This is a genomic window from Haloplanus natans DSM 17983, assembly GCF_000427685.1.
In the GTDB taxonomy this organism is placed as follows: domain Archaea; phylum Halobacteriota; class Halobacteria; order Halobacteriales; family Haloferacaceae; genus Haloplanus; species Haloplanus natans.
The window spans coordinates 514,048-536,177 of the sequence record NZ_KE386573.1; the positions used below are offsets into that span (position 1 = coordinate 514,048).

The 22,130-nt window shown below is 63.5% G+C and carries 23 protein-coding genes; 15 read left to right on the plus strand and 8 right to left on the minus strand.

Features of this window, described 5'->3' with window-relative positions; genetic code table 11:
* Positions 1-8: 8 nt before the first annotated feature.
* The 8 genes from HALNA_RS20495 to HALNA_RS05065 all read left to right on the plus strand — a co-directional run bounded on the left by HALNA_RS20495 (position 9) and on the right by HALNA_RS05065 (position 6,660).
* Positions 9-176 (plus strand): hypothetical protein, encoded by a 168-nt coding sequence (locus HALNA_RS20495; RefSeq protein WP_169719011.1) that lies wholly within the window; start codon positions 9-11, stop codon positions 174-176.
* Positions 177-230: 54 nt separating this feature from the next.
* Positions 231-386, plus strand: coding sequence for a hypothetical protein (locus tag HALNA_RS20500; RefSeq protein WP_169719012.1), 156 nt, complete (start codon positions 231-233; stop codon positions 384-386).
* A gap of 42 nt (positions 387-428) precedes the next feature.
* A complete protein-coding gene (locus tag HALNA_RS05040; protein ID WP_049935299.1) occupies positions 429-761 on the plus strand; it encodes a hypothetical protein in 333 nt (110 codons plus the stop codon).
* A 102-nt stretch (positions 762-863) separates the two neighbouring features.
* Positions 864-1,823 (plus strand): phytoene/squalene synthase family protein, encoded by a 960-nt coding sequence (locus tag HALNA_RS05045; RefSeq protein ID WP_049935301.1) that lies wholly within the window; start codon positions 864-866, stop codon positions 1,821-1,823.
* Positions 1,824-2,032: 209 nt separating this feature from the next.
* On the plus strand, positions 2,033-4,354 hold the full coding sequence (locus HALNA_RS05050; RefSeq protein ID WP_049935302.1) for a heavy metal translocating P-type ATPase: 2,322 nt from the start codon (positions 2,033-2,035) through the stop codon (positions 4,352-4,354).
* 71 nt (positions 4,355-4,425) lie between these two features.
* A complete protein-coding gene (locus tag HALNA_RS05055; protein ID WP_049935303.1) occupies positions 4,426-5,340 on the plus strand; it encodes a serine/threonine-protein kinase RIO2 in 915 nt (304 codons plus the stop codon).
* Positions 5,341-5,466: 126 nt separating this feature from the next.
* Positions 5,467-6,057: a 50S ribosomal protein L15e gene (locus HALNA_RS05060; RefSeq protein WP_049935304.1), complete on the plus strand. Its 591-nt coding sequence runs from the start codon at positions 5,467-5,469 to the stop codon at positions 6,055-6,057.
* 231 nt (positions 6,058-6,288) lie between these two features.
* Entirely contained in the window at positions 6,289-6,660 is a 372-nt protein-coding gene (locus HALNA_RS05065; protein WP_049935305.1) for a MarR family transcriptional regulator, read from the plus strand.
* Positions 6,661-6,864: 204 nt separating this feature from the next.
* On the opposite strand, the gene HALNA_RS05070 is transcribed toward HALNA_RS05065, so the two are convergent.
* Positions 6,865-7,857: a hypothetical protein gene (locus HALNA_RS05070; protein ID WP_049935306.1), complete on the minus strand. Its 993-nt coding sequence runs from the start codon at positions 7,855-7,857 to the stop codon at positions 6,865-6,867.
* A gap of 339 nt (positions 7,858-8,196) precedes the next feature.
* Between HALNA_RS05070 and HALNA_RS05075 the strand changes: the two genes are divergently transcribed.
* Positions 8,197-9,630, plus strand: coding sequence for an MAC/perforin domain-containing protein (locus tag HALNA_RS05075; protein ID WP_049935307.1), 1,434 nt, complete (start codon positions 8,197-8,199; stop codon positions 9,628-9,630).
* Between the two features lie 263 nt (positions 9,631-9,893).
* Here HALNA_RS05075 and HALNA_RS05080 read toward each other — a convergent pair whose 3' ends face one another.
* Genes HALNA_RS05080 through nrdR form a run of 3 tightly spaced genes read right to left on the minus strand, consistent with a single transcriptional unit; the run spans position 9,894 to position 13,858 of the window.
* A complete protein-coding gene (locus HALNA_RS05080; RefSeq protein ID WP_049935308.1) occupies positions 9,894-10,886 on the minus strand; it encodes a ribonucleotide-diphosphate reductase subunit beta in 993 nt (330 codons plus the stop codon).
* A gap of 33 nt (positions 10,887-10,919) precedes the next feature.
* The gene (locus HALNA_RS05085) at positions 10,920-13,358 is read right to left on the minus strand and encodes a ribonucleoside-diphosphate reductase subunit alpha (RefSeq protein WP_049935309.1); all 2,439 of its coding nucleotides are present in this window, start codon (positions 13,356-13,358) and stop codon (positions 10,920-10,922) included.
* Positions 13,359-13,369: 11 nt separating this feature from the next.
* A complete protein-coding gene (gene nrdR, locus HALNA_RS05090) occupies positions 13,370-13,858 on the minus strand; it encodes a transcriptional regulator NrdR (RefSeq protein WP_049935310.1) in 489 nt (162 codons plus the stop codon).
* 458 nt (positions 13,859-14,316) lie between these two features.
* On the opposite strand from nrdR, the gene HALNA_RS05095 reads away from it, so the two are divergent.
* The 4 genes from HALNA_RS05095 to HALNA_RS05110 are packed head-to-tail and all read left to right on the plus strand — an operon-like array spanning position 14,317 to position 16,328.
* Positions 14,317-14,631, plus strand: coding sequence for a hypothetical protein (locus HALNA_RS05095; RefSeq protein ID WP_049935311.1), 315 nt, complete (start codon positions 14,317-14,319; stop codon positions 14,629-14,631).
* 5 nt (positions 14,632-14,636) lie between these two features.
* Positions 14,637-15,506 (plus strand): FAD:protein FMN transferase, encoded by an 870-nt coding sequence (locus HALNA_RS05100; RefSeq protein WP_049937973.1) that lies wholly within the window; start codon positions 14,637-14,639, stop codon positions 15,504-15,506.
* 16 nt (positions 15,507-15,522) lie between these two features.
* A complete protein-coding gene (locus tag HALNA_RS05105; protein WP_245575998.1) occupies positions 15,523-15,777 on the plus strand; it encodes a hypothetical protein in 255 nt (84 codons plus the stop codon).
* Entirely contained in the window at positions 15,777-16,328 is a 552-nt protein-coding gene (locus tag HALNA_RS05110) for a hypothetical protein (protein WP_049935313.1), read from the plus strand. The genes HALNA_RS05105 and HALNA_RS05110 overlap by 1 nt, the downstream gene beginning before the upstream one ends.
* A gap of 70 nt (positions 16,329-16,398) precedes the next feature.
* On the opposite strand, the gene HALNA_RS05115 is transcribed toward HALNA_RS05110, so the two are convergent.
* The 3 genes from HALNA_RS05115 to HALNA_RS05125 form a co-directional block, all read right to left on the minus strand.
* Positions 16,399-16,920 carry a winged helix-turn-helix transcriptional regulator gene (locus tag HALNA_RS05115; RefSeq protein ID WP_049935314.1) on the minus strand — a complete coding sequence of 174 codons (522 nt, stop codon included), beginning with the start codon at positions 16,918-16,920 and terminating at the stop codon, positions 16,399-16,401.
* Positions 16,921-16,923: 3 nt separating this feature from the next.
* Complete coding sequence (locus HALNA_RS05120; RefSeq protein ID WP_049935315.1) at positions 16,924-17,211, minus strand: hypothetical protein; 288 nt, start codon at positions 17,209-17,211, stop codon at positions 16,924-16,926.
* A 241-nt stretch (positions 17,212-17,452) separates the two neighbouring features.
* The gene (locus tag HALNA_RS05125) at positions 17,453-17,638 is read right to left on the minus strand and encodes a DUF7333 family protein (protein WP_049935317.1); all 186 of its coding nucleotides are present in this window, start codon (positions 17,636-17,638) and stop codon (positions 17,453-17,455) included.
* Between the two features lie 431 nt (positions 17,639-18,069).
* Here HALNA_RS05125 and HALNA_RS05130 point away from each other — a divergent pair, with 431 nt between their 5' ends.
* Entirely contained in the window at positions 18,070-19,932 is a 1,863-nt protein-coding gene (locus HALNA_RS05130; RefSeq protein ID WP_049935318.1) for an aldehyde ferredoxin oxidoreductase family protein, read from the plus strand.
* Between the two features lie 192 nt (positions 19,933-20,124).
* Here the strand turns inward: HALNA_RS05130 and HALNA_RS05135 are convergent, their stop codons facing one another.
* A complete protein-coding gene (locus tag HALNA_RS05135) occupies positions 20,125-20,910 on the minus strand; it encodes a TrmB family transcriptional regulator (RefSeq protein WP_394324587.1) in 786 nt (261 codons plus the stop codon).
* Between the two features lie 405 nt (positions 20,911-21,315).
* On the opposite strand from HALNA_RS05135, the gene HALNA_RS05140 reads away from it, so the two are divergent.
* Positions 21,316-22,113 (plus strand): TrmB family transcriptional regulator, encoded by a 798-nt coding sequence (locus HALNA_RS05140; RefSeq protein WP_049935319.1) that lies wholly within the window; start codon positions 21,316-21,318, stop codon positions 22,111-22,113.
* Positions 22,114-22,130 lie beyond the last annotated feature (17 nt).

Here is a 22,130-nt window from a genome sequence, read left to right on the forward strand (position 1 = left end):
GTGGGTGTATGGAGAAAGAACAGCTCGTCCTCGGGGCTCACGGTGTTGTCGCGCTCGGAATGCTTGCGTTCGGTGCGTACCGCGTCTCGCGCGGGAACGTTGTTCCCGGCGCGATCAACGTGGCGATGGCGGCCGGGATCGTCGCCGTCGGCGTCTACATGACGCGTCTCGCCTGACCCGACCCGGTCCGATCCTCCGACCGGGTCGGCCGGGACGTCGCGTTCGGATCCGTGTCCCGACGCGACCGGACGGGACGAACCGGCGATGCTACCGAACTGATGCGTGTTCGTGGCGGCGGGAGGGGGTGTGTCGTCGCCTCCCGTTCGGTCTCGGCGGCGGTTTCGGCCGCCGGTGCCGCCCCCGCGGGCGGGGGCGGGGCGAACTAGCTTGGTTCGTGATTGAAGCCCCACCGGATACTACACCCCTCTATGACCGAAGACACCGATCAGGCGGTCGAGACCGACGTGGACGTCGAGGCCGAAGCGACCGGACAAGAGACTACCGAAGACGTGGTCGTCGACCTCGACTCCGCGGAGGCGTACGAACAGCGCGTCGACCAGTTACAGGAAACCGTCGAGGAACAGCAAGAGCGGATCGAGGAACTGGAGGACCTCCTTCTCGACCTGTCGGTCCGTGCTGCCGACGACCGCGGGATGGGGGTGTGTCCGGAGTGTCACGGTCCGGTCGAGAAGATACGCCGCTGGGTCCGGCCGACGACCATCGAATGCCGACGTTGCGGCGAGACGTTCCACGAGTACTGATATACATCCCGAACTGATTTGGTACACGGTTCATGCCTTCGGCGTCCACAGCGTTCACAGACGGGACGAATCGTCCACGAACCGAGCGGCACGTTTCACACCATGATTTCGTCCGATCAGATCCGTCGGAGTAAGGCCGTCCAGCGACACACCGGCCGGACGTTCCACGTGGCGACGCGGCTGTTGCCGGAGCGGGTCCGGTACCCCACCTACGTACTCTACGCGTTCTTCCGGACGGCCGACGAGGTCGTCGACGACGATGATCCCGGGCCGCCGGCCGAACGCCGTCGCGAACTCGAACGCATCCGTGCGGCGGTGCTCGGCGAACGCGAGGCGGACGATCCTGTGCTCGCGGCCGTTTCGGACCTCCGCGAGCGCCACGACATCCCCCACGAGGAGATCGACACCTTCGTCGACTCGATGCTGATGGACATCGAGACGGATCGCTACCGCACCCACGAGGAGCTCTCGACGTATCTGCGAGGCTCCTCGGCCGCCGTCGGTCACATGATGACCGAGGTGATGGACCCCCCACGAAAGGAGGCGGCACGTCCCCACGCGGCGGCGCTCGGCGAGGCGTTCCAACTCACGAACTTCCTTCGCGATGTCCGCGAGGACGTGCGCGACTACGACCGGATCTACCTTCCCGAACGGGTACTGGAAGCCCACGGAAGCTCTCACGCCGACGTCGAGTCGCTGACCCCAACGGAGGGGTTCAGAGCCGCGGTTCGCGACGAACTCCGCCGGACCGAGCGGCGCTACCACCACGGCGTCGCGGGCATCCGCTACCTGCCCGCGGGCTGTCGACTCCCGGTGTTGGTCGCGGCGGTGCTGTACGTCGACCAGCACCGACTGATCCGCGAGTTGAACTACGACGTGCTCTCGACGCGGCCGACGCTGACGATGCGCCGCCGTCTCTCGCTGGCCGCGCGGACGTGGCTCCGCTGGCGGTTCAGCGACGACCCCCTCGCGACCTTCTATCGCGTGACCGGCCTCGACGCCCCCGACGGCGTCGGCGACCGTCCCGCCGACGCGCCACGGATGCCGAACGCTCCCTCCTGATAGTGTTTATACTAACTGGTTACCGATGGGTCGCCGGACCGGCTTGGCGATCCACCGGTACTGACTTACAATAATCACTACGAGACGGGCGTGGAGACGTGGCACGGGCCGAATTGTTAACAAACGAGCCTATAATTATCAACTCTAACGGATAGTCGGCGTCAAATTAGCAGTCAGGTTAATAACCGTCGCCCGACTTCGATCCACCAATGAACCCCGCCGAGACGAACGGCCGGGACGGTGGCGCCGGCTCCGACCACGACGAGACGGGGGTCGCGACGGTACAGTTCTCCGTGCCGGACATGGACTGTGCCTCCTGTGCCGGGAAGGTGGAGACGGGCCTCGGGCGCGTGGGAGGTGTGACGGGGTACGAGACACAGCCGACGACCGGTCGCGTCGTCGTCTCTTATGACCCCGACGCGACGACCGAGACGGTCCTCGTCGCCGCCATCGAAGGGGCAGGCTACGAGGTGACCGAGCGGAGCGACGACGACACCGCCGACGGCGACGGCGGCGTCTGGCACGGCACCCGGGCGGTCAAGACGGCCGTCAGCGGCGTCGTCCTCGCCGTCGGTCTCCTCTTCGAGTTCGTCCTTCCCGGCCTGAACGCGCCGGTCGCACGGGTGCTCGGGGGCTCCCTGTTCGTCGCCGACGTGTGCTTTCTGCTCGCCGTCGCCGTCGGCGGGCAGGCCATCGTCCGGAACGGCTACTACTCGGCGCGCAGCCTGAACCTCGACATCGACTTCCTGATGACGGTCGCCATCGGCGGTGCGCTGGCGGCCAGTCTGGCGTTCGGGGAGGCGTTGTACTTCGAGGCCGCGATGCTGGCGACGCTGTTCAGCGTGGCCGAACTCCTCGAACGCGCGTCGATGGACCGCGCCCGCGACTCGCTCCGTGAACTGATGGATCTCTCGCCCGACGAGGCGACGGTCAAACGCGACGGCGGGACCGAGACGGTGCCCGTCGAGGCCGTCGAAGTTGGCGACGTGGTCGTCGTCAAACCGGGATCGAAGATACCGATGGACGGGGAGGTGGTCGACGGCGACAGCGCCGTCGATCAGTCGCCGATCACGGGCGAGAGCGTCCCGGTCGACAAGACGGTCGGCGACGAGGTGTACGCCGGCACGATCAACGAGGCGGGGTATCTCGAAGTCCGGGTGACCGCCGCCGCGGGCGACGACACCCTCTCGCGTGTCGTCGAGTTGATCGAAGACGCGGGGTCGAACCGGACCGAACGCGAGCAGTTCGTCGAGCGATTCGCGGCGTACTACACGCCCGTCGTCGTCGGCTTCGCCGTCCTCGTCACCGTCGCCACTCCCTCGGTCCTCGGGGTGACGTGGCCCGAGGCCGTGGTGTACGGACTGACGCTTCTCGTCCTCGCCTGTCCGTGTGCGTTCGTCATCTCGACCCCAGTGTCGGTGGTCTCCGGCGTCACCAGCGCCGCGAAAAACGGCGTCCTGATCAAAGGGGGTAACCACCTCGAAGCGATGGGATCGGTCGAGGCCATCGCCTTCGATAAGACGGGGACGCTGACGACGGGCGAACTCAGCGTGACCGACGTGGTGGCGCTCAACGGCAACACCGAGGCCGACGTGCTCCGCTGTGCGCGCGGGCTGGAGAAACGCAGCGAACACCCCATCGGCGAGGCCATCGTTCAGCGCGCGGAGGCGGCGTCCGTGTCCGACCGGGAGGTCGAAGCGTTCGAGAGCGTCACCGGAAAGGGCGTCCGGGCGGCCCTCGATGGGACGCCCCACTACGCCGGCAACCCCGCCTTCTTCGCCGAACTCGGATTCGACCTCTCGCACGTCCACGCGACGACCGACGGGGGCGTCGTCACGCGGACGAGCCAGCGGCTCTGTGAGCACCACGACTGTCTCGACCTGCTCTCCGACACCGTTCCGGCGCTCCAGTCGGAGGGCAAGACCGTCGTCCTCGTCGGCACCGACGAGGAACTCGAGGGGCTCATCGCCGTCGCCGACGGGGTTCGCCCCGAGGCGGCGCGGACTATCGAACGACTGCGGGCACTCGGGGCCGAACGGACGGTGATGCTCACCGGCGACAACGAACGGACCGCCCGCGCCATCGCCGAGTCGGTCGGCGTCGACGACTACCGCGCCGAACTCCTGCCCGACGAGAAGGCGGCGGCCGTCGAGGAACTCGTCGAGGAGTACGATGGCGGCGTGGCGATGGTCGGCGACGGCATCAACGACGCGCCGGCGATGGCGACGGCCACCGTCGGCGTCGCGATGGGCGCTGCCGGCACCGACACGGCGCTGGAGACGGCCGACGTGGCGCTGATGGGTGACGACCTCTCGAAACTCCCCTACCTTTACGAACTCGCTCGCGACGCCAATCGCGTCATCCAGCAGAACATCGGCGCTAGCCTCGCCGTCAAGGCCGGCCTCGCCCTCGCCGTCCCCTTCGGTTACGTCCCCATCTGGCTCGCGGTCCTCGCCGGCGACGCCGGGATGACCGTCGGCGTCACCGGCAACGCGATGCGGCTCTCGCGAGTGCGAGCGGACGAGGAGTAGATTCGATATCGCGATATGCGATTTACGGCCCGACGCGGGGGGCTTTTGTCCCTCGGTCGCGGAGTCGAGGTATGGTCAAAAACGTCGCCAGCGTGGTGGCCGACCTCGCGTCCGAGGATTTCTATCTGCTCTCGGGGGTCGAGCAGGGGATGCGGTTCAGCGAGTGGGTCAACCGGGAGAAACTGCCGGAGTACGCGAATCTGACGGCCGAGGAGGTCGACTACCGGCTGGATCGCTGCATGAAACGGGACCTGATTCAGCGCCGGACCATCCAGTACGAAGGCTATCAGCTCACCTTCGAGGGGTACGACGTGCTCGCGCTCCATACGTTCGCGGAGCGTGACTCCATCGAGGGCGTCGGTGCGCCTCTCGGCGTCGGCAAGGAAAGCGACGTGTACGAGGCCCAGTCCTACCGACCGCTGGCGCTGAAGTTCCACCGCGAAGGCTACACCAACTTCCGGGAAGTGAACAAGGAACGCGAGTACACCGCCGACCACAACCACGTCTCGTGGCTCTACACCGCGCGCAAGGCGGCCGAACGCGAACACGACGCCCTCGAAACCCTCTACCCCGACGTGTCGGTGCCCCGGCCGGTCGATCACAACCGCCACGCCATCCTGATGACGAAGTTCGAGGGAGTCGAACTCGCGCGCGCGAAACTCGAAGAGACACAGGCCGTCGGCGTCCTCGATTTGATCCTCGAGGAGGTGGCCGACGCCTACGCGGCGGGGATGGTCCACGCCGACCTCAGCGAGCACAACGTCGCCGTCGCGGAGTCGGGCATCACCATCTTCGACTGGCCGCAGTCGGTCCCGACGGATCACGCAAACGCCGTCGAACTCCTCGAACGCGACGTGGGCAATCTGATCGGCTTCTTCCGGCGGAAATACCCCACCGTCGTCCCCGACGTGGACGCGAGGCGGGTGGCCGACGCCATCGTCGCCGGCGACTTCGAGACGGTGCGCGCGGCGAGTCGAAGTTCTTAAACGGAGCCGGGCGGTAGACCGACCAACTCGCTGGCTGACGGGCCCCAGCGGGCACCCGACTCGTCGGGACGACATGTAGCCCGCCGACTTCGGCGGCGCCGAATCGCAAGCGCCCGTGGGTAACTCATGGCACGAAGCTTCTACTCCCACATCCGGGACGCGTGGCAGAACCCCGACGACGGGGCTCTCGCCGAACTGCAGTGGCAACGAAAACAGGAGTGGCGCGAGCAGGGCGCCATCGAGCGCATCGAGCGCCCGACCCGCCTCGATAAAGCGCGCAACCTCGGCTACAAGGCCAAACAGGGCATCGTCGTCGCGCGGACGTCGGTCCGCAAGGGCGGCGCCCGCAAACGCCGATTCAAGGCCGGTCGCCGCTCGAAGCGCCAGGGCGTCAACCGCATCGGTCGCCGCAAGAGCATCCAGCGCATCGCGGAAGAGCGCACCGCGCGCAAGTACCCCAACCTCCGCGTGCTCAACTCCTACTGGGTGGGCGAGGACGGCTCACAGAAGTGGCACGAGGTGATCCTCGTCGACCCCGAGCATCCCGCTATCCGGAACGACGACGACCTGAACTGGATCTGTGACGACAGTCACCGCGGCCGGGCGTTCCGTGGCAAGACCAGCGCCGGCAAGAAGGGCCGCGGCCAACGAACGCGCGGTAAAGGCACGGAACACACCCGACCCAGCGTCGGCGGCGACCGGCGACGCGGCAAGTAGCACGGCTCTCGACGGTTTTCACGTCCACTACCGCCGTAGCGACGGCGCCGGGCACTCGATAAATCCTATATCGCGATACGGAACCCCGGACGACCAATAGTTGAGACCGGTCGTCTCAATGCATATGGTTCTCGAAGTGCTTCGTGGTCGACAGGGCTCGTTCTTCGTCGGTGTTTACGTAGCTTTCACTCCTAACGCTCTTTACAGCGGATGACGTACCTCCTTTCAACGATGTCCATCGACCGAGATACATTCGAGAACACGAGCGAGGACGAGCTCGCGGATCTTTCGGTCCCTGATCAAGTCCTCGGATTTCTCGCCGCCAACGAGGATCGGGCGTTCAAGGCTCGCGAAATTGCCTCCCAGATCGGCGTCGACGAGGGAACGGTGAGCACTGCACTCTCACGATTGAAGGACCGAGGTCTGGTCAAACACAAGGCGACGTACTGGGCGGTGACCGACGACTCCGAGCGACTCGACGGATACAGCGGGTACGAACGCGCAACGGCTCTATTCAACGACCAACTTGGCACAGAGGACAAGGAGCCCTGGCGCAAACGCGCGCCCAGCGAGTCACACCCGAGCGTTGAGGACGAACAGTGACCAACGAAGAGACACCGATTTTCGAACGTGGCGACGCCGTCGCGTCAGCGGCTAACCGCTCTCGACGGCGACGTCACCGTGTCGATCCGTCGGAGCGCTCACCTAATCCGTCAGTCCAACCGCTTCGTCACAGGACTCGGACGTCAGAAACAGCTAGCTGAGGATGCTTTGTGAGGTACTGATTCTTGCTCTCTCATTCGGAAGTTACTGATTCGAGTTCTGCTCCGCAGTTTCGCTAGGTTCCGTTACCGACGCGACCGTTGCGACCACATTCGGAGCCATCCGCTCTGCGTACCCTGCCGCAAACCCGATGACAACCATCATCGGTGCGGTAATCACGTCGTCCGCGATGATCGCTCCATTCTGCAACAGGGGCGTCTGGAGGAAGAAGTAGAACAGGAGCGCGGAAATCCCTCCAATCACACCGCGAGCGCCTGTGACTGTGAGCTGATTGATCTGTTGAGGGATCTTCGTCGAGAGTGATCGGTTCCTGAGCGAACGCATACCGAACAGGGACGCACCCATCACACCGGCGATGATCATGAACACCGCGAACCCCGGAGTTGCAGTCGTTGGTTCTCCCCACGGCGTTTCGAGCAGAGATGCCACGCTGCCGGTGAGTCCCGACGTTCCGTTCCACACCCAGTCGAGCAGCGTGAGCGCGAGCAACGTCAGTCCGGAGAGCACACCCATCAGTACGAGTTGGTTGAACTGACGCTGTCGCTCGCTCCGGTTCAAGTAGACACTCTCGTACTGATCGTCGAGGATCCGGCTTGCCGCTCGGAGCTCCGGGCCGGTGATCTCGTCCTTGAGAGCTTCCGTCTCGTCACAGAGTAGATCGACCACCGCCTGCCTCGGCCAGTCGCCGAGCACATCGAGTGCCTCCCCCCGGATGACGGCAGCCCGGGTCCTGAGTTCCGAGCCACGGTCGTGGTCACCGTCCGTTCCCTCGAGCTTCTCGAGGCCGTAGACTTCGAGCCGTTTCGCGGTGTGGAGATGGCGCCATGCCTCGTCTAGGGCGCCCGAACGTAAGTCCGCTTCAGCCATCCCCAGCAGTTCGCGCCCGTACGCAACCCACGAATCGTCTTCCGAGCGGGTCCGCTCGGCCAAGAGCTCGAACTCCGGGCGAGCCGTGGCGAGTTCGGCATGAAGTCTCACATAGGCTGCTCTGTTGACGAATCCCCTGGCCAGGAACATTGGCCCCGTGAACCGGTCTCGTGCGTCGACGGTCGTGCCCGACCCCGCTGCAGAAAGAGGCCTTTCTTATATGGCGGATGCCTGATCGGGGGGACTCATAATTCCGATAGGTACGTCATCACACAGCATAACCGTATCGTTCGCGTTAGATACGCACGACCGCCACGAACTCCATACGCAACTCCGGCGCGATCACCCCTCCGCCGCTTGCGGCACCCCAGTAGGTTCTCGACCTCGCAGCCCGGTGTCGGGTGGATATCTCGTCCACTTTTTCCGACGGTAAGTTCATTTAGTAGTACGACATCTAGGTCTATTAACATGAGTGTGATAGCGTCCGGAGTGAGTTCCGAGTACGAACCGCCCGAGGACCTCGAGAGCTGGCGTGACGGGGTCAAGCTCCCGGGGACGGATCAGGTTGGACGCGGCTACAACGTCTTCGAGGGCGAGTACCTGCCGGACGCGAACGCGATGAGGGAACCCCTCTTCGACCTCGGAGAGTACGAGGAGGACTCGACGCTGACCGACCGGAAGTACTACAAGCGGGAGCGAGTGGACGTACTGCCCAGAGGCCTGGGAGAGTTCACGAATACTGAGGGACTAACCGTACAGGAATACCAGCGGAACCTTGCAGTGTCGGTCGGCATCGAGGGGGAGTCCGCGGTCGGGTTCGGGTTGTTGAGCGGGGCCATCAGCGCCCAGTTTGCGACATCGCACATGCAGCTCGCCTCGGCGTACTTCCTTTCGCGTCACAATAACATCCACAAGGCCACGTTACGCCTGCCCAGCGGATTCCGGAACCTGCTCACCGACGAGGCCAAGTCGGACTTGACCCGGATGCCCCCCATGGACCTGTTCGACAAGTACGGCACACACTTCCTCCGCAGTCTGATCATCGGGGCACAGGCCGAGTTCAGGGTCACGACCAACACGGCAGAGATACGCGACGACATGGATATCGACGTGGCAGCTAAAATGTCATACGAATACCTCACTGGGCGGGTGGAGGCCGAGGCGGCCGTCGAGTACCGCGAGCGCCATCGGGAATTGCAGCGTCACTCCCACCTCCTCCTGGTGACACGGGGCGGGAAGGAGGAGTACGGCGACGAGATCATCGAGAAGGGAACCTACAAGCAGTGGACCGAGAGCATCGAAGGGAACCTGGCCGTCGTCGCGCTCCCGCACACCAACGACCACCGCTCCTCGAACAGCAACCGTCCCCTCCAGCCGATCTGGGAGCTCCCTGACGACGACAAACGTCGGGAGGAACTCCACGCGGCGTTCGAGGAGTACGCGGAGCGGTTCGAGTCGCTGCCTGAACCGACCATCGCGCCGGTCTACGGGTACTCGACGAAGAAACCGAAGAACGGCTACTCGGTCACCGAGCCGAAACGCTGGTACTTCTCCCGGAGCCGATCCGAGATGGCCAGCGGGGGCTGGGGCCTGCTGACCGAACCGTTCTTCTACGTCTCCACAGAACCCGGCGAGGGGAGAGTGCCCGTCTACCGGCACTCCGCCCCGAAACCGATCCGGTACAAGCTCTCGGTTGAGCAGCGCCCAGGACACCGCTGGTCCAATGAGACTGAACCCGTCTGGTACGCCTACCCTCCCAAATCGGGCGATGCACCGGGACGGGTCGCGATATTCGGCCACACGAACCCGAACAAAGGCCACAAAGGCGTGTCGGGCTGGTATTACAACACCCGTGATCAAGCGCACGGGTGGGACAGGGAAGAGCTGACCTTCTACGCCGACGTGGTGAAATTCGGCGAGTAAACGGGTCGATACCGGCCCAAGCTCCGACAAGGAGGTGCTGAAGAAGGAAACTGGAATCGGATAGCAAAGACCTCTACCCGTGGTATACCGGCGTCTGAGTGGCTACGCTGTCGAAAGTCTCCGAAATTCGCGTATATGGTTGAATTTTCAACAGTATAGGCCGTTTGGAGAGCAATCCGAATCAGTTTCCGTTCCCCGATTCGGCCAAAACCATGCATTACAGGCCCGCTATACCCACTGTAGTCTCAACATCCCCCGGACGACTACCAGTCGAGGCTGCCCCCGCTCTGGTATTCGGTCACCTGCGTCTCGAAGAAGTTCTTCTCCTTGTTCAGATCGACCTGCTCGGACATCCACGGGAAGGGGTTGTCAGTCCCGTACTGTTCGGACAGATCGAGTTGTCCGAGTCGTCGGTCGGCGATATGTTCGACGTACTCGGCAAACTGTTCCGAACTCATCCCGAGGATGTCGTCCGGACACGCCTCGTGAGCGTAGATCTTCTCCAATTCGACGGCTTCGGTGATCAGGTCGACGACTTCGTCGCCAAACTGCTCGGTCCAGACGCCGGGATTCTCGGTTCGAATCTGGTTGATGAGGTCCACGCCGAACCCGAGGTGGAGCGACTCATCACGCATGATGTACTCGAACTGTTGGCCGACGCCGACCATCTTGTTCCGGCGTTTCAGGCCGAGCATCATCGCGAACCCAGCGTAGAAGAATACTCCCTCCATAATGACGTAGAAACCGACGAGATCACGAAGGAAGTTGCGGAGGTCTTCGTCCGTTTCGATGGTGAAGTCCTCCTTGTTGATTACCCGCGTCAAGTCGACCACGAACTCGTCTTTCTGTTTAATAGACGGGACACGGTCGTACATTCCATAGAGGTACTCGGGGTCGAATCCGAGCGAATCACAACAGTAGATGAACGTGTCCGTATGGATGGCTTCCTCGTAGGCTTGCCGGAGCAGGTACTGACGGCATTCGGGGGCCGTGACGTAGTCGTACATCGCCAAGACGATGTTGTTCGCGGTGAGGGACTCGGCCGTCGAGAAGAAGCCGAGATTCCACTCCACGAGCTGTCGTTCGCCGTCCGAGAGGGCGTCGCCGTTCCACTGGGTGATGTCGTCTTGCATCGGGATTTCGTCCGGCACCCAGTTGTTGTTCACACCGGCTTCGTAGTACTCGCGGGCCCAATCGTAGTCGATCGGGAGTATCTTATTCGGGTCGTGTTCGGCGTCGTTGTTTATGATGGGCATCGTTGTAGTGGTTGAGCGGAGGTCGTTCGACCGTTACTGACAAGCCTCGCAGGTAGGGTCCTCGACTCTACAGAGGTCGCCCTCGTCGGTTGGGTGACCACCATCGGATTCGAGGGCCTCGGACGAGGCGTCATCGCGACGCTGGGTCTTCCCGTACTCGGACATATCCAGCGTGGACTTCTCGATTTGGGACGCCCCGAGCGTTCGGAGGTAATAGGTCGTTTTCAGGCCCAGTTCCCACGCCGTCTCGTACACATCGGTGAGGAGGGACCCGTCGGTCGACGGGAAAAACACGTTGTGTGAGACGGACTGGTCGATCCACGTCTGTCGGTGTGCGGTCAGCTGAAGCTGATGACGCGGATCGATCTCGAAGGCCCCTCGGTACAGTCGCTTCAGCCCGTCCGGGATAGCATCGATCCGCTGAATCGACCCGTCGTGGTACTTGATGCGGTCGATCATCTCCTCGTCCCAGAGGCCCAGTTCTCGCAAGTCCTCGACGAGTTGGTCGTTGATGATCGTGAAATCACCCGACATATTCGACTTCACGTATAGATTGGAGTAGAGGGGCTCGATCGAGGGCGTCGTCCCGTTGATGGTCGAGACGGTCGCCGTCGGGGCGATGGCCATCGTGTTCGAGTTCCGCATTCCATGTTCTTCGATGTGTTCGCGAACGACGTACCAGTCGAGCGTCTCCTCCCGTTCGGTCGGAATCTCACGGCCACGTTCCTCCTCCAAGAGGTCGACGGTGTCTTGCGGGAGTAGGCCGCGGTCCCACTTCGACCCCTCGTACGAGGGGTACGGGCCGCGTTCCGCCGCGAGCTTCGAGGAATTGAGGAGCGCGTGGTAGGAGACGAACTCCTGCCAGCGATTGGCTTTTTCGACCGCCTCCTCGGAATCCATCGGAATCTCCAGTTGCATCAGGGCGTCGTGAAAGCCCATCGTCCCGAGGCCGATCGGCCGATGTTGCATATTCGAGCGCTCGGCTTCGTCGGTCGGGTAGAAACAGAGGTCGACGACGTTGTCGAGCATCCGCATTGCCGTCTCGATGGTCTCTACGAGGTACTCCCGGTCGAGTTCGCCGTTCCTGACGTGGGTCGCGAAGTTGAGGCTCCCCAGATTGCAGACGGCGTGCTCGTCTGCACTGGTGTTGAGCGTGATTTCCGTGCAGAGATTCGAAGAGTGGACCGTCCCGACGTGGTCCTGTGGAGAGCGAACGTTGCAGGGGTCTTTGAACGTCAGCCACGGGTGGCCCGTCTCGAACAGTCGCGTGAGAATCTTCCGCCAGAGATCCTCGGCATCGACGCGGTCGTACTGTCTGAGCTCCCCCTCGTCGGCCCGCCGTTCGTACTCGCGGTATCGCTTTTCGAACGCCTCACCGGAGCGGTCGTGCAGGTCCGGGACCTCGTCGGGGCTGAATAGCGTCCACTGCTCGCCGTTTTCGACGCGCTTCATGAAGAGGTCCGGTATCCACGCGGCCGTGTTCATATCCGGCGTGCGGCGACGCTCGTCCCCCGTGTTGCGCTTGAGATCGGTAAACGCAGGGAAATCGAGATGCCAGCAGGCGAGGTACGCACACGCAGCCCCGCGCCGTTTTCCGGATCGGTTGATCGCCGCAGTGACGTCGTTGCTGATACGGAGGAACGGCACGACTCCGGTCGACTCGACGCCAGTACTCTCGATGAGCGCACCGGCTGACCGAAGATTCGTCCAGTCGTTGCCGAGCCCGCCGCTCCACTTCGAAAGCTGTGCGTGGTGTTTGTACGAGTCGAAGATGTCTTCCAAATCGTCTTGGACCGTCGTCAGGTAACACGAAGAGAGCTGTGGATGGGTCGAGCCGCTGTGGAACAGTGTCGGCGTCGAGGGCGTGAACTCCAGTTTCGAGAGCACGTCGTAGAACTCCTTGGCCCGCGATTGGGGATCGCCCTCTTGGATCGCGAGCCCCATAGCGACCCGCATCCAGAACGCCTGCGGGAGTTCGAGGTGTTCCCCGTTCTGTTCGGTCTTGAGGAAGTACCGCTGGTACAGCGTCTCCATCGCCATATATTCGAACTTCCGGTCGCGATCGAGTTCGAGATATTCGGCGAGGTCATCCAGATCAAACCGTTCCGTGAGGCGCTCGTCAAGGAGGTCGAGGTCGACGGCACGTCGGAGGTTCGTGACGAAGGCTTCCCGATACGCGCGGTCGAGCTCGAATCCAGTGAGGTCGTCACCGAGTATCTCCCGGTAGTATCGCTGTCGGAAGACCGCGGCTGCGACGCGTTTGAGCCTCGGCTCGCGTTCCACTCGTGCAGTTAGGGCTTGAACGACGGCCTGATACACCTCGTCGGCGGGGGCATCGTCGTAGAGATTTCGTTCGATTTCGGCGACGAGGTCGTTCCAGTCTGCGGTGGTTAGGTTCGTTTCGAGATCTGTGCGTGCCCGATCGATGATCGATCGGATATCGGGTGTCGTCGCGGTGGATTGCTGACTCATATGTTGGGTGTTCAGTCGTCTCTCGTCGCTGGTTCGAAGTCGTCTACTTCCGCATCGAGGACCGCATCGAGTTCACGGAGGAACTCCTCCGGTTCGGAGAAGGCTTTGTAGACCGAGACGAATCGGATATACGCGACCTTGTCGATATCGCGTAATCTATCGGAGACGTGTTCGCCGACGAGACTCGACGAGACGATGCGCGTCTCTCTACCTTGGAGCGTGCTCTCGATGTCGTCGACGAGACTCGTCACGCGTGTCTCGGACACGTCGCGTTTCTCCACGGCACGTTCGATGCCCGCGCGAAGTTTCGCACGGTCGAAGGGCTCGATGGTACCGTCGCGTTTTTTCACCTGGAGGGAATCCCACTCCGGACGTTCGTAGGTGGTAAAGCGGAACGTACACTGTCGACACTCACGGCGGCGTCGGACGGACGCTCCGTCGGCACTGGGCTCGGTATCGACGACGCGTGTTCGGTCGGTCCCGCAGTCCGGGCAGTCCATAGTTGTCACTCGTTGACCCTCCAGCTCTATAACCCCATATGTGGGGTTCATTGCTTTCGACCGCAATATCTGGTGGCAGGGGCTATCACATAAATCCTTCCCAACAGAGTTGATGTAATACAAATAAACTTGATTAGGGGCGTGGACGATCGCGACACACACCGGGTGGCCCAGTCTCGACCGTCCGCGGGTCGGGACGACAATCAACGGCCGTTCCGGTGAACCGAGCACCTCCACACTGCTCACGGGCGAGCCTGCCGGTGCCGACTCCGTCGACGGCGGGGTCCGCCCGTGGTGAACGACTCCGCACGGAACCACGCCGATTCGATAGCTGTACGAAAATTCGAGGGTTGGACGCGAACGACTTACTACGGCGGTCGTCACCCACCAGTTGCAATGACAGAACGAAACGGCGGAAGCGTCGAAGACAGCGAGTCTAACCGGAGGAGTCACTGATCGTGCGCGTTCCGGTCCCCACCAACAAACTCGTCGCGTTCACGCTCGCAGGGGCCCTCCTCACGGTCGTCGTCGCCGGCGGCCTTGCCCTGCCCGGTGGCGGCCTCGCGCAGGCCGGGGCACAGTCCGACACACCGAGTCCGACCGCGTCGAACGCGTCACAACAGGTCGCCGCTGGTGCTCCGACGCCGAATCGGGACTTCACCCCGGCAGTCCAGACGCGGTCCGGCTACGAGGAGGAGGAACACGAAGAGGATGAGGAGTACGAGGAGGACGACGAAGACGACGAACACGACGAACACGAAGCGGACGAGTGACCGAGATGCTGGGATCGCCCGCCTCGGTCTACGAACGGCTCGGAGACACACGCCACGAGTTCGAGTGCTGTGATACGACGTTTCGGGTCCACGTGACGGGCGCCCGGGCCGACGCCGCGGCGACTGCGGCTCGAGAAACGGCCGAGTCACTCGAAGCGCAACTGGATGCCTTCGATGCGGCGAGTGCCGTCAGCCAGCTCGACCACGACGGCGAGGTGGCGAACGAACACGTCGCCCGTATCGTCCGCCGCGGACTCGAATACAACGACCGAACCGACGGGGCGTTCGATATCCATCAGGGCCGCGTCGAACGGAACCTCAAAACGTTCCTACGCGGTGAGTGTGACACACCTCCAACGGAGTTCGATACCGGAACCGTCCGAACCAGTGGGTCTCACGTCACTACCGACGTCGAACTCGACCTCAACGGTCTCGCGAAAGGGTACATCGTCGACCGAGCCAGCGAGGCACTCGCGGGTCTCGGTCGACGCGGGTTCGTCAGTGGTGGCGGCGATATGTCCCCACCGACGGGCCCGGTCGCCGTCGAAAGTCCGTACGGCGACGACACGCCGCTGAAGATCCTCGATACGGACTGGTACGTCGCAACGTCCGGCAGATATCGGCGCTCGCGAGACGGCACGGACCACATCTACGACTCGACCACCGAGTCGATCGGAGCGCGTCACGAGTCCGTTACGGTCGTCGCACGCCGAGACTGCATGGAGGCCGACGCCCTGGCGACGACGCTCGCTGCGCTTTCACTCGAAGACACGAAGGCCCTCGCGGCGGAGTGGGAGGGGCTGGAGGCACTCGTCGTCCACGACGGTGTCTTTCATACGACGGAGGGGTTCGACACGCATGTCCTGGACACGTAAGCAACGAATCACGGCCATGGCGATCGTCGTCCTGGTGGTGGCCGTCCCCGCCCTCTGGCAGATCGGAGACGTGCGTGCCGCCCAGGCGACCGAAGAGAAGCAAAGCGACCTCGCCGATCGGACCGTTTCGACGAGACAGGTCCCCACCGATTACGACGGGGACGGCATCGACGACTCCGACGACGGGTGTCCGACGCGACCGGAGACGACGAACGGGTTTCAGGACGCGGACGGCTGTCCCGATGTCGTCGAAACGACGGGTGCGACGTAATGTCGCAACTCGTCTGGCTCCTCGACCGCGGTGCCGCCCTCGTCACGTATTCGGGGTTGTATCTGGCGGTTCTCACGGGTATCCTCTACAATACGGAGTCGTTCGGCGTGTTCCACGACGCCGCTCGACGCATCCACATCGAACTATCCACGTTCGCGATGATCGTCACGCTGCTGCACGCGGGCCTGGGCGTCCTCGACGCGTGGTTCGTCGTCACCGGACAGGTTCCCGCACCGGAATACTCGATGCCGTACTTCCTCGGTGGCGTGGCCGTCGGCGTGGGCGCACTGCTGACGCTCGTCGTCGCGGTGCTCGGCTTTACCGACGCGAAACGCTTCGAGCGGCCGTGGGGGCCACGCGCCGTCCACTCGTTCGCGTACGTCGGGTTCGCGTTCGGGACGATCCATGCTGCAGCGATCGGCACCGACTTGACGGGACTGATCCGTCCCCTGCTGGGCCCCTCGGTGGCGTTTCTCGCCTACGTGCTCCTGTTGCGCTTGTTGGTGCTTCGAGGAGCGCCATTGGACGCGACGACGAGTCATACGGAGTAGTGTAACTGTTCACCGGCGGTTCGCCGAGACGGACCGGCGAACCGTCGGTGAAGACTCACACCAAACCGTCTCAGTAGCTGTCCCAGAGACCCAGAACGCGATCGACGACCGTGTCGGTGAACGAGCGGCGGTAAACCGTATAGAGGTACTCGACCCGATCGGGATCGCTGACCTCGTAGACGACGCTCCGGCCGTCGCGCTCTTTCGTGACGAGGTCGGCCTCGGCGAGTTTCGAGAGGTGCCAGGAGACGGTCGATTGCGCCTTGTCCAGACGGTCGCTCAATTCGGTCGTCGAGAGCGGGCCGTCCGCGAGGAGGTATGCGAGGATGCGGCGACTGTACTCCCGCCGCAGCGCGTTCATCACCGCCCGATCGGTTTTGCCGAACTCGGCGGCCGGGTAGTACCGCGTGTACTTGCCGTCGTCCGAGACTTCGACGATCCCTTCGTCGGCGAGCCACCGAAGGTGATACTGGAGCGTCCCCTGGGCGTACTCGAGTTCGTCGAGTAGCGCGCGAAAGTGAACTCCCGGCGTGTCGGCTATCCGCTGGTAGATGGCCCGCCGCGACGCCAGTTCGAGGTCCGGGTCCGACATTGGTCAGTCACGCGTCAACGCGACGAAGAAGGCCAGGAGGCCACCGAGAATGAGGACCGAACTCCCGTGTTCGACCAATTCCAGCGTCGCGTACGGGATATACGGGAGCAGCGGATACTCGAGAAACACGATCAGTCCGTAGACGGCGAACATCGCGTACCCGAGTGTGACGATTCTCATCCGGCCATCGCGTTCCCGCCGCCACGCGAGGAAGCTGAAGACGCTGAGCCCCGCAGCGAGGACGAAGATGCCGAGACTGACGTACTGTTCGAGTAGTCGAGCGAGTGGCATACCTATCCGTACACACGGCCGGCGCGACACATTCGACGACCGGTACGACTCGATGGAGTGGCGTGTCCGGGAAAACGATTGGCGTCCAACCGTCGAATCCAATCGACCGCGTCGATACGGGTCGTCATGGCTGTGTATCGGTGGGTCGCCGAGACGGTCCGGCGACCCACCAGTACCGACGGATAATAAATCGTACGAGGGGACCAGTCACGGCGGACGACGGGGATGACCGTGCGCGCCGTCACCGAACGGAACGGTACTCCCCATGTTTCATCCCGAGGGCGAACGCGACGACGGCGAAGGCGACCATCGAAGGCAACACCATCATGAAGACGGTTCCGGGCGCCATCACGTTGGTGAGGGCAATCGTGGCGACGGCGGTAATCGCGACCAGTACCCCGACCGACCGGAGGAAGTCGAACTCCATACCGACGGTGAGTTTCGGGCAGTGAAAAGGATTTCAGTGGTCAGCGTGGACGTGTGCCACGATCGGACCGTCGGTCGCCGAGGGTAGTGGGTACATATGGTCGAACTGACGATTCTGGCGGACAACCGCGTGGCTGCGTCGTCGCCCGCGACGAAGCGGAGATTCACGCGCCCGTCGACTGATTCGATGGCCGGCTGAACCGCTTCGACGCCGCCCACTGTACGGGGTCGACTGCCCGGCGAATCCTGGCCGACCGACTGCCCGACGCCTTCGACCCCGTCGGCATCGGGGTGATCGACCTGTCGCCGGTCGTCTCGTTGTGTCGTCGGCGACACGGGCAAACGATTTGTGCGCGGAGCGTCGTCTTCCCGCCATGCAACGTACGATCACCGTGCCCGTCCGGCGGCCCGGGTCGCCGGAGGGGGTGTAGCGTGTCGGCGTCCGACCTGCCCCCCGTCTACGGCGGCCGAGAGCTCCACGTCCACCTCGACGAGAACGACGACGATACCGAGGCCATCGATCCCGCCGACGCCCGGCGGTTCCTCGGTGGCAACGGCTTCGCGGCGAAGGCAGTCCACGATCACGTCCCCGCCGACGCCGACCCGTTCGACCCCGCGAACGTCGTCGCGTTCACCGTCGGGCCGATGAACGGCACACCCTTCCAGTCGACGAGTCGGGGCGTCGTCGGCTTCGTCAGCCCGCAGACGAACGGCTTCTTCGACAGCACGTTCGGCGGCACCTTCCCCCGCGCCCAGAAGACGACGGGCTTCGAGAGCATCGTCCTGCACGGCACCGCCGACGAACTCTCGTACGTCCACGTCGACGGCGAGGGGGCCGAAGTCGTCCCCGCGCCCGACCTCGCAGGACTCGGCACCTACGAGACCTGTGCCGAAGTCGAGTCGCTGGCGGCCGCGAACGCCGAGGACGACGTGCACGTCATCGCCGCCGGTCCCGCCGGCGAGAACCTCGTGCGCTTTGCCTGTCTGCTCCACGACTCCGAGATGCGCGAGGGGGTCGCGGGCCGTGGCGGCGCCGGCGCCGTCCTCGGATCGAAAAACGTCAAGGCCGTCGTGATCGAAGAGGGTGACTTCCGGCCCGAACCGGCTGCCGACGGCGACCTCCGGAGCCTCGTCGGGGATCGGATGGGGCCACTGATGGCGGAGACGGAGATGCTCCAGAACTACGGCACCGCCGGCCTCGTCAACCCGATAAACGAGATGGGGAAACTCGGGCGGCAGAACAACCGGGTCGAGCACTCGCCCCGCGAGGAGGCCGAGGCGATCAGCGGCGAACTGATCCGCGAGGAGTACGTCACCGAAGACACGACGTGTGCGAACTGCGCCGTCGCCTGCGGGAAACACGTCACCGTCGAGAGCGAGGGCGTCGTCGACGCCAAGATTCCGGAGTTCGAGAGCCTGTTCGGCACGGCGACGATGACCGACACCTTCGACATCGAGCGGGTGATCAAGGCCAACGACCTCTGTGACCGCCTCGGCATGGACACCATCTCGTGGGGCGTTAGCGTCGCGTTCGCCCGCGAGTGTTACGACGAGGGCCACCTCGACGACGACGACTCGCCGCATCTCGCCTTCGGCGATGCGGACGGCCTCGTGGAACTCGCACGCCGAACGGCTCGTCGGGAGGGGTTCGGCGACCGCCTCGCGGAGGGATCGTTCCGCCTCGCGGCCGACCTCGACGACGAGGCCGAGCGCTACCTCCACGGCGTGAAGGGCCTGGAGTTCGCCGCCCACTCGCCGCGTGGGCTGAAGGGCATGAGCATCGGCTACGCCACCTCGACCCGCGGCGGCTCCCACCACGACACCCGGCCGACGCCCCAGTACGACGGCGAACACGCCGAGACGACCGAGGGCACGCCGGCCTTCGCCGCCCGCACCCAGCATTTCACTGCGCTCGGCGACTCCCTCACCCAGTGTCGGTTCGTGAGCGAGGGTGGCTACGACAAGCGCGTCACCCACCGCTACCGCGACGCCATCAACGCGGCGACGGGCTGGGAACTCTCGACCGACGAGGTAGAGCGGATCGGCGAGCGGATTTACAACCTCGAACGCCTGATCAACGTCGAACGCGGCGTCGCGCGCCGGGAGACGGACACGCTCTCCCATCGCGTGATGCACGAGCCTATCCCCGACGGGCCGGCCGCGGGGATGTACTGCCCGCCGGAGGAACTCGCCGCGATGCTCGACGAGTACTACGCGTTCCGCGGGTGGGACGACGACGGGATTCCGGCCGCCGAGCGCCTCGACGCCCTCGACATGGCGGAACTGGCCGACTGATCGGCCGGGGAGTATATCTCCGTCGCTCCGAACACCCCGACGTGTCCCCATCCGGTCGGCCGTCCAGGCCACGCTGAACAGCATCCGCCTCCCCGCCGCCGGCGAGACGACCGACCGGATCGAACTGCGCGTCGACCACGGGTTCGCGGTCGGTACTCGACGTGGCTCAGGCGTCACGAGGGGGCCGCGAGATTACTGCCTCGGATCGCGGGCGGTCAACAATCCCTGTGCCATGAGACGCCGGGCGATGACGACCAGACCGTTCCCGAATCCGTCGCCGAATATGGCTTGTTCTTCCTTGGTGTCGGGCATGAGCGAACTCACGAGAATCGTCGAGCGGTCGACCAGAAGGAGCCGGCCGATCGCCGTCTCGTTTTCAGTAGCGTCCTCGCCATGTAGCCATTCGAGGCCAGAGACGAACGTCGTGGCGTCCGGTACGGCCGTTTGTATCTGGTCTTGAAGCGACTCCGTCAACGCGCCGACGAGAAGGTCGACCCCGCTATCGACGTCGTTGAGGGTGGCAACGAGATCGTCGGTCAGCAGTGACTCGTCGCCGACGACGAGAACGACCTCCTCGGATGCCTCCTCGATGAGTTGGTCCGTCCGATTTTCGATCGCGTCCCGCCCGGACATCGCCCATACCTGCTGGACGGGGGTCTCGTCCTCCTGCTCGACGATTTCGACCGTCTCTAGCGAATCGTAGAGGCGTTCGACGCGGTCTTCGTACTGGTCGCGCAGGGTCTCGGTCGCCTCGTCCAGCGGAACCACCCGGAACTGCTGCGGGCTCGAATGCTGGATCTCGACCAGACCTTGCGCTTCCAGCACTCGAATCGCATCGTACACCCTCGTTCGGGGCACCTCCGTCATCTCGCCCAATTGCTTTGCTGTTCCCGTGTCGAGACGGGACAGGCCGACGAAACATCGTGCCTCGTACTCTTTCAAGCCGAGTTGCTGGAGGACCTCGATTGCTTCCTCCAAATTATCCGTAGTGTCTATGTGTCCCAACCTCACGGGGCGTTCCCCAGTGATTGTCTGAACGTTTCGCGCCCGACACAAATAGCCATTGTCACTCCGCTCATGACGGCTAGTGCGTACGAGACGTGAGAAGAGCAGCACGACCGTCCGAATCCGCTGCTCGGGCGAGCGCCGAAACTTTGTTGTGATTTTTTTAGTGACAACAAATTTCCCGGGATTTCACCGGGCAGAAGCGCAAATAAACGATAATAAAAAGTAACTCATTTAATCACAAAAAGAATATATCGGATGAAAGCTAACCTTATATCGGCACGCAGTCCAGTCCCGTGTCCCAACCACCGTACTGTTGCGTGCCGGCCCGGCCACTCTCCGTGGCTGGGCTCACGATGATCCACGTCCACCTGATCGATGAGCAGTGATCCAGTCGAAGACCCACGGACCGCCGCGATCGAGCAACTCGAACGGTTCGGGTTGAGTGCCTACGCCGCACGGACGTTCGTCGCGCTTGCGAGCCTCGGCACGGGGACTGCCAGAGACATCAGCCAGGTGTCGGAGGTGCCACGCACTCGAGTGTACGACGCGATCGACGAGTTACACGACCGGGGGCTCGTCGATATCCTCCAATCGTCGCCCAAGCAGTTCTGGGCAATCTCCGCCGAAACCGCGAGTCGGACGTTCGAACACGAGCTCCAGAACCGCACGGAAATCCTCCGGACGGCGCTGAGTGAACTCGAACCCATCGAACGACGGACCGAGCAACGCGGCGTCTGGACGGTAGACGGACAGACTGCGGTCACGGAACGGGTTCTGGAGTTTTTTGCCAGCGCGGACGACGAAATCGTCTACATGACCGTCGAAGAACTCCTTACCGAGGACCTGATCGAAGGGTTGAGCGAAGCCACAGAACGGGGCGTTTCGGTCAAACTGGCTGGGGTGTCGACGGAGGTCCAGGAACGCATTCAGGACCGGATCCCCGGCGCGACGATGTTCGAGTCGCTATGGATCTGGTCGGACACGTCGGCGGGACGGCTCATGATGGTCGACGGGCGAAAAACCCTCGTGAGTGCGCTCGTCAACGGCGCGGACGCAAGTCCGTCCGATCCGCGGGCGGAGACCGCCATCTGGGGCGAGGGTGACACGAACAGTCTGGTCGTGGTGCTGAAGGCGATTTTCACCTGGCGACTCGACGCGAATCCTCCGGACTAACCGGACCCCATACTCGC

Bases quoted from the DNA above. Each gene is read 5' to 3' on its own strand.
- HALNA_RS20495 (WP_169719011.1), top strand. From the start codon at position 9: ATGGAGAAAGAACAGCTCGTCCTCGGGGCTCACGGTGTTGTCGCGCTC.
- HALNA_RS05040 (WP_049935299.1), top strand. From the start codon at position 429: ATGACCGAAGACACCGATCAGGCGGTCGAGACCGACGTGGACGTCGAG.
- HALNA_RS05045 (WP_049935301.1), top strand. From the start codon at position 864: ATGATTTCGTCCGATCAGATCCGTCGGAGTAAGGCCGTCCAGCGACAC.
- HALNA_RS05050 (WP_049935302.1), top strand. From the start codon at position 2,033: ATGAACCCCGCCGAGACGAACGGCCGGGACGGTGGCGCCGGCTCCGAC.
- HALNA_RS05055 (WP_049935303.1), top strand. From the start codon at position 4,426: ATGGTCAAAAACGTCGCCAGCGTGGTGGCCGACCTCGCGTCCGAGGAT.
- HALNA_RS05060 (WP_049935304.1), top strand. From the start codon at position 5,467: ATGGCACGAAGCTTCTACTCCCACATCCGGGACGCGTGGCAGAACCCC.
- HALNA_RS05065 (WP_049935305.1), top strand. From the start codon at position 6,289: ATGTCCATCGACCGAGATACATTCGAGAACACGAGCGAGGACGAGCTC.
- HALNA_RS05070 (WP_049935306.1), bottom strand. From the start codon at position 7,857: ATGTTCCTGGCCAGGGGATTCGTCAACAGAGCAGCCTATGTGAGACTT.
- HALNA_RS05080 (WP_049935308.1), bottom strand. From the start codon at position 10,886: ATGCCCATCATAAACAACGACGCCGAACACGACCCGAATAAGATACTC.
- HALNA_RS05085 (WP_049935309.1), bottom strand. From the start codon at position 13,358: ATGAGTCAGCAATCCACCGCGACGACACCCGATATCCGATCGATCATC.
- nrdR (WP_049935310.1), bottom strand. From the start codon at position 13,858: ATGGACTGCCCGGACTGCGGGACCGACCGAACACGCGTCGTCGATACC.
- HALNA_RS05100 (WP_049937973.1), top strand. From the start codon at position 14,637: ATGCTGGGATCGCCCGCCTCGGTCTACGAACGGCTCGGAGACACACGC.
- HALNA_RS05105 (WP_245575998.1), top strand. From the start codon at position 15,523: ATGGCGATCGTCGTCCTGGTGGTGGCCGTCCCCGCCCTCTGGCAGATC.
- HALNA_RS05110 (WP_049935313.1), top strand. From the start codon at position 15,777: ATGTCGCAACTCGTCTGGCTCCTCGACCGCGGTGCCGCCCTCGTCACG.
- HALNA_RS05115 (WP_049935314.1), bottom strand. From the start codon at position 16,920: ATGTCGGACCCGGACCTCGAACTGGCGTCGCGGCGGGCCATCTACCAG.
- HALNA_RS05120 (WP_049935315.1), bottom strand. From the start codon at position 17,211: ATGCCACTCGCTCGACTACTCGAACAGTACGTCAGTCTCGGCATCTTC.
- HALNA_RS05125 (WP_049935317.1), bottom strand. From the start codon at position 17,638: ATGGAGTTCGACTTCCTCCGGTCGGTCGGGGTACTGGTCGCGATTACC.
- HALNA_RS05140 (WP_049935319.1), top strand. From the start codon at position 21,316: ATGAGCAGTGATCCAGTCGAAGACCCACGGACCGCCGCGATCGAGCAA.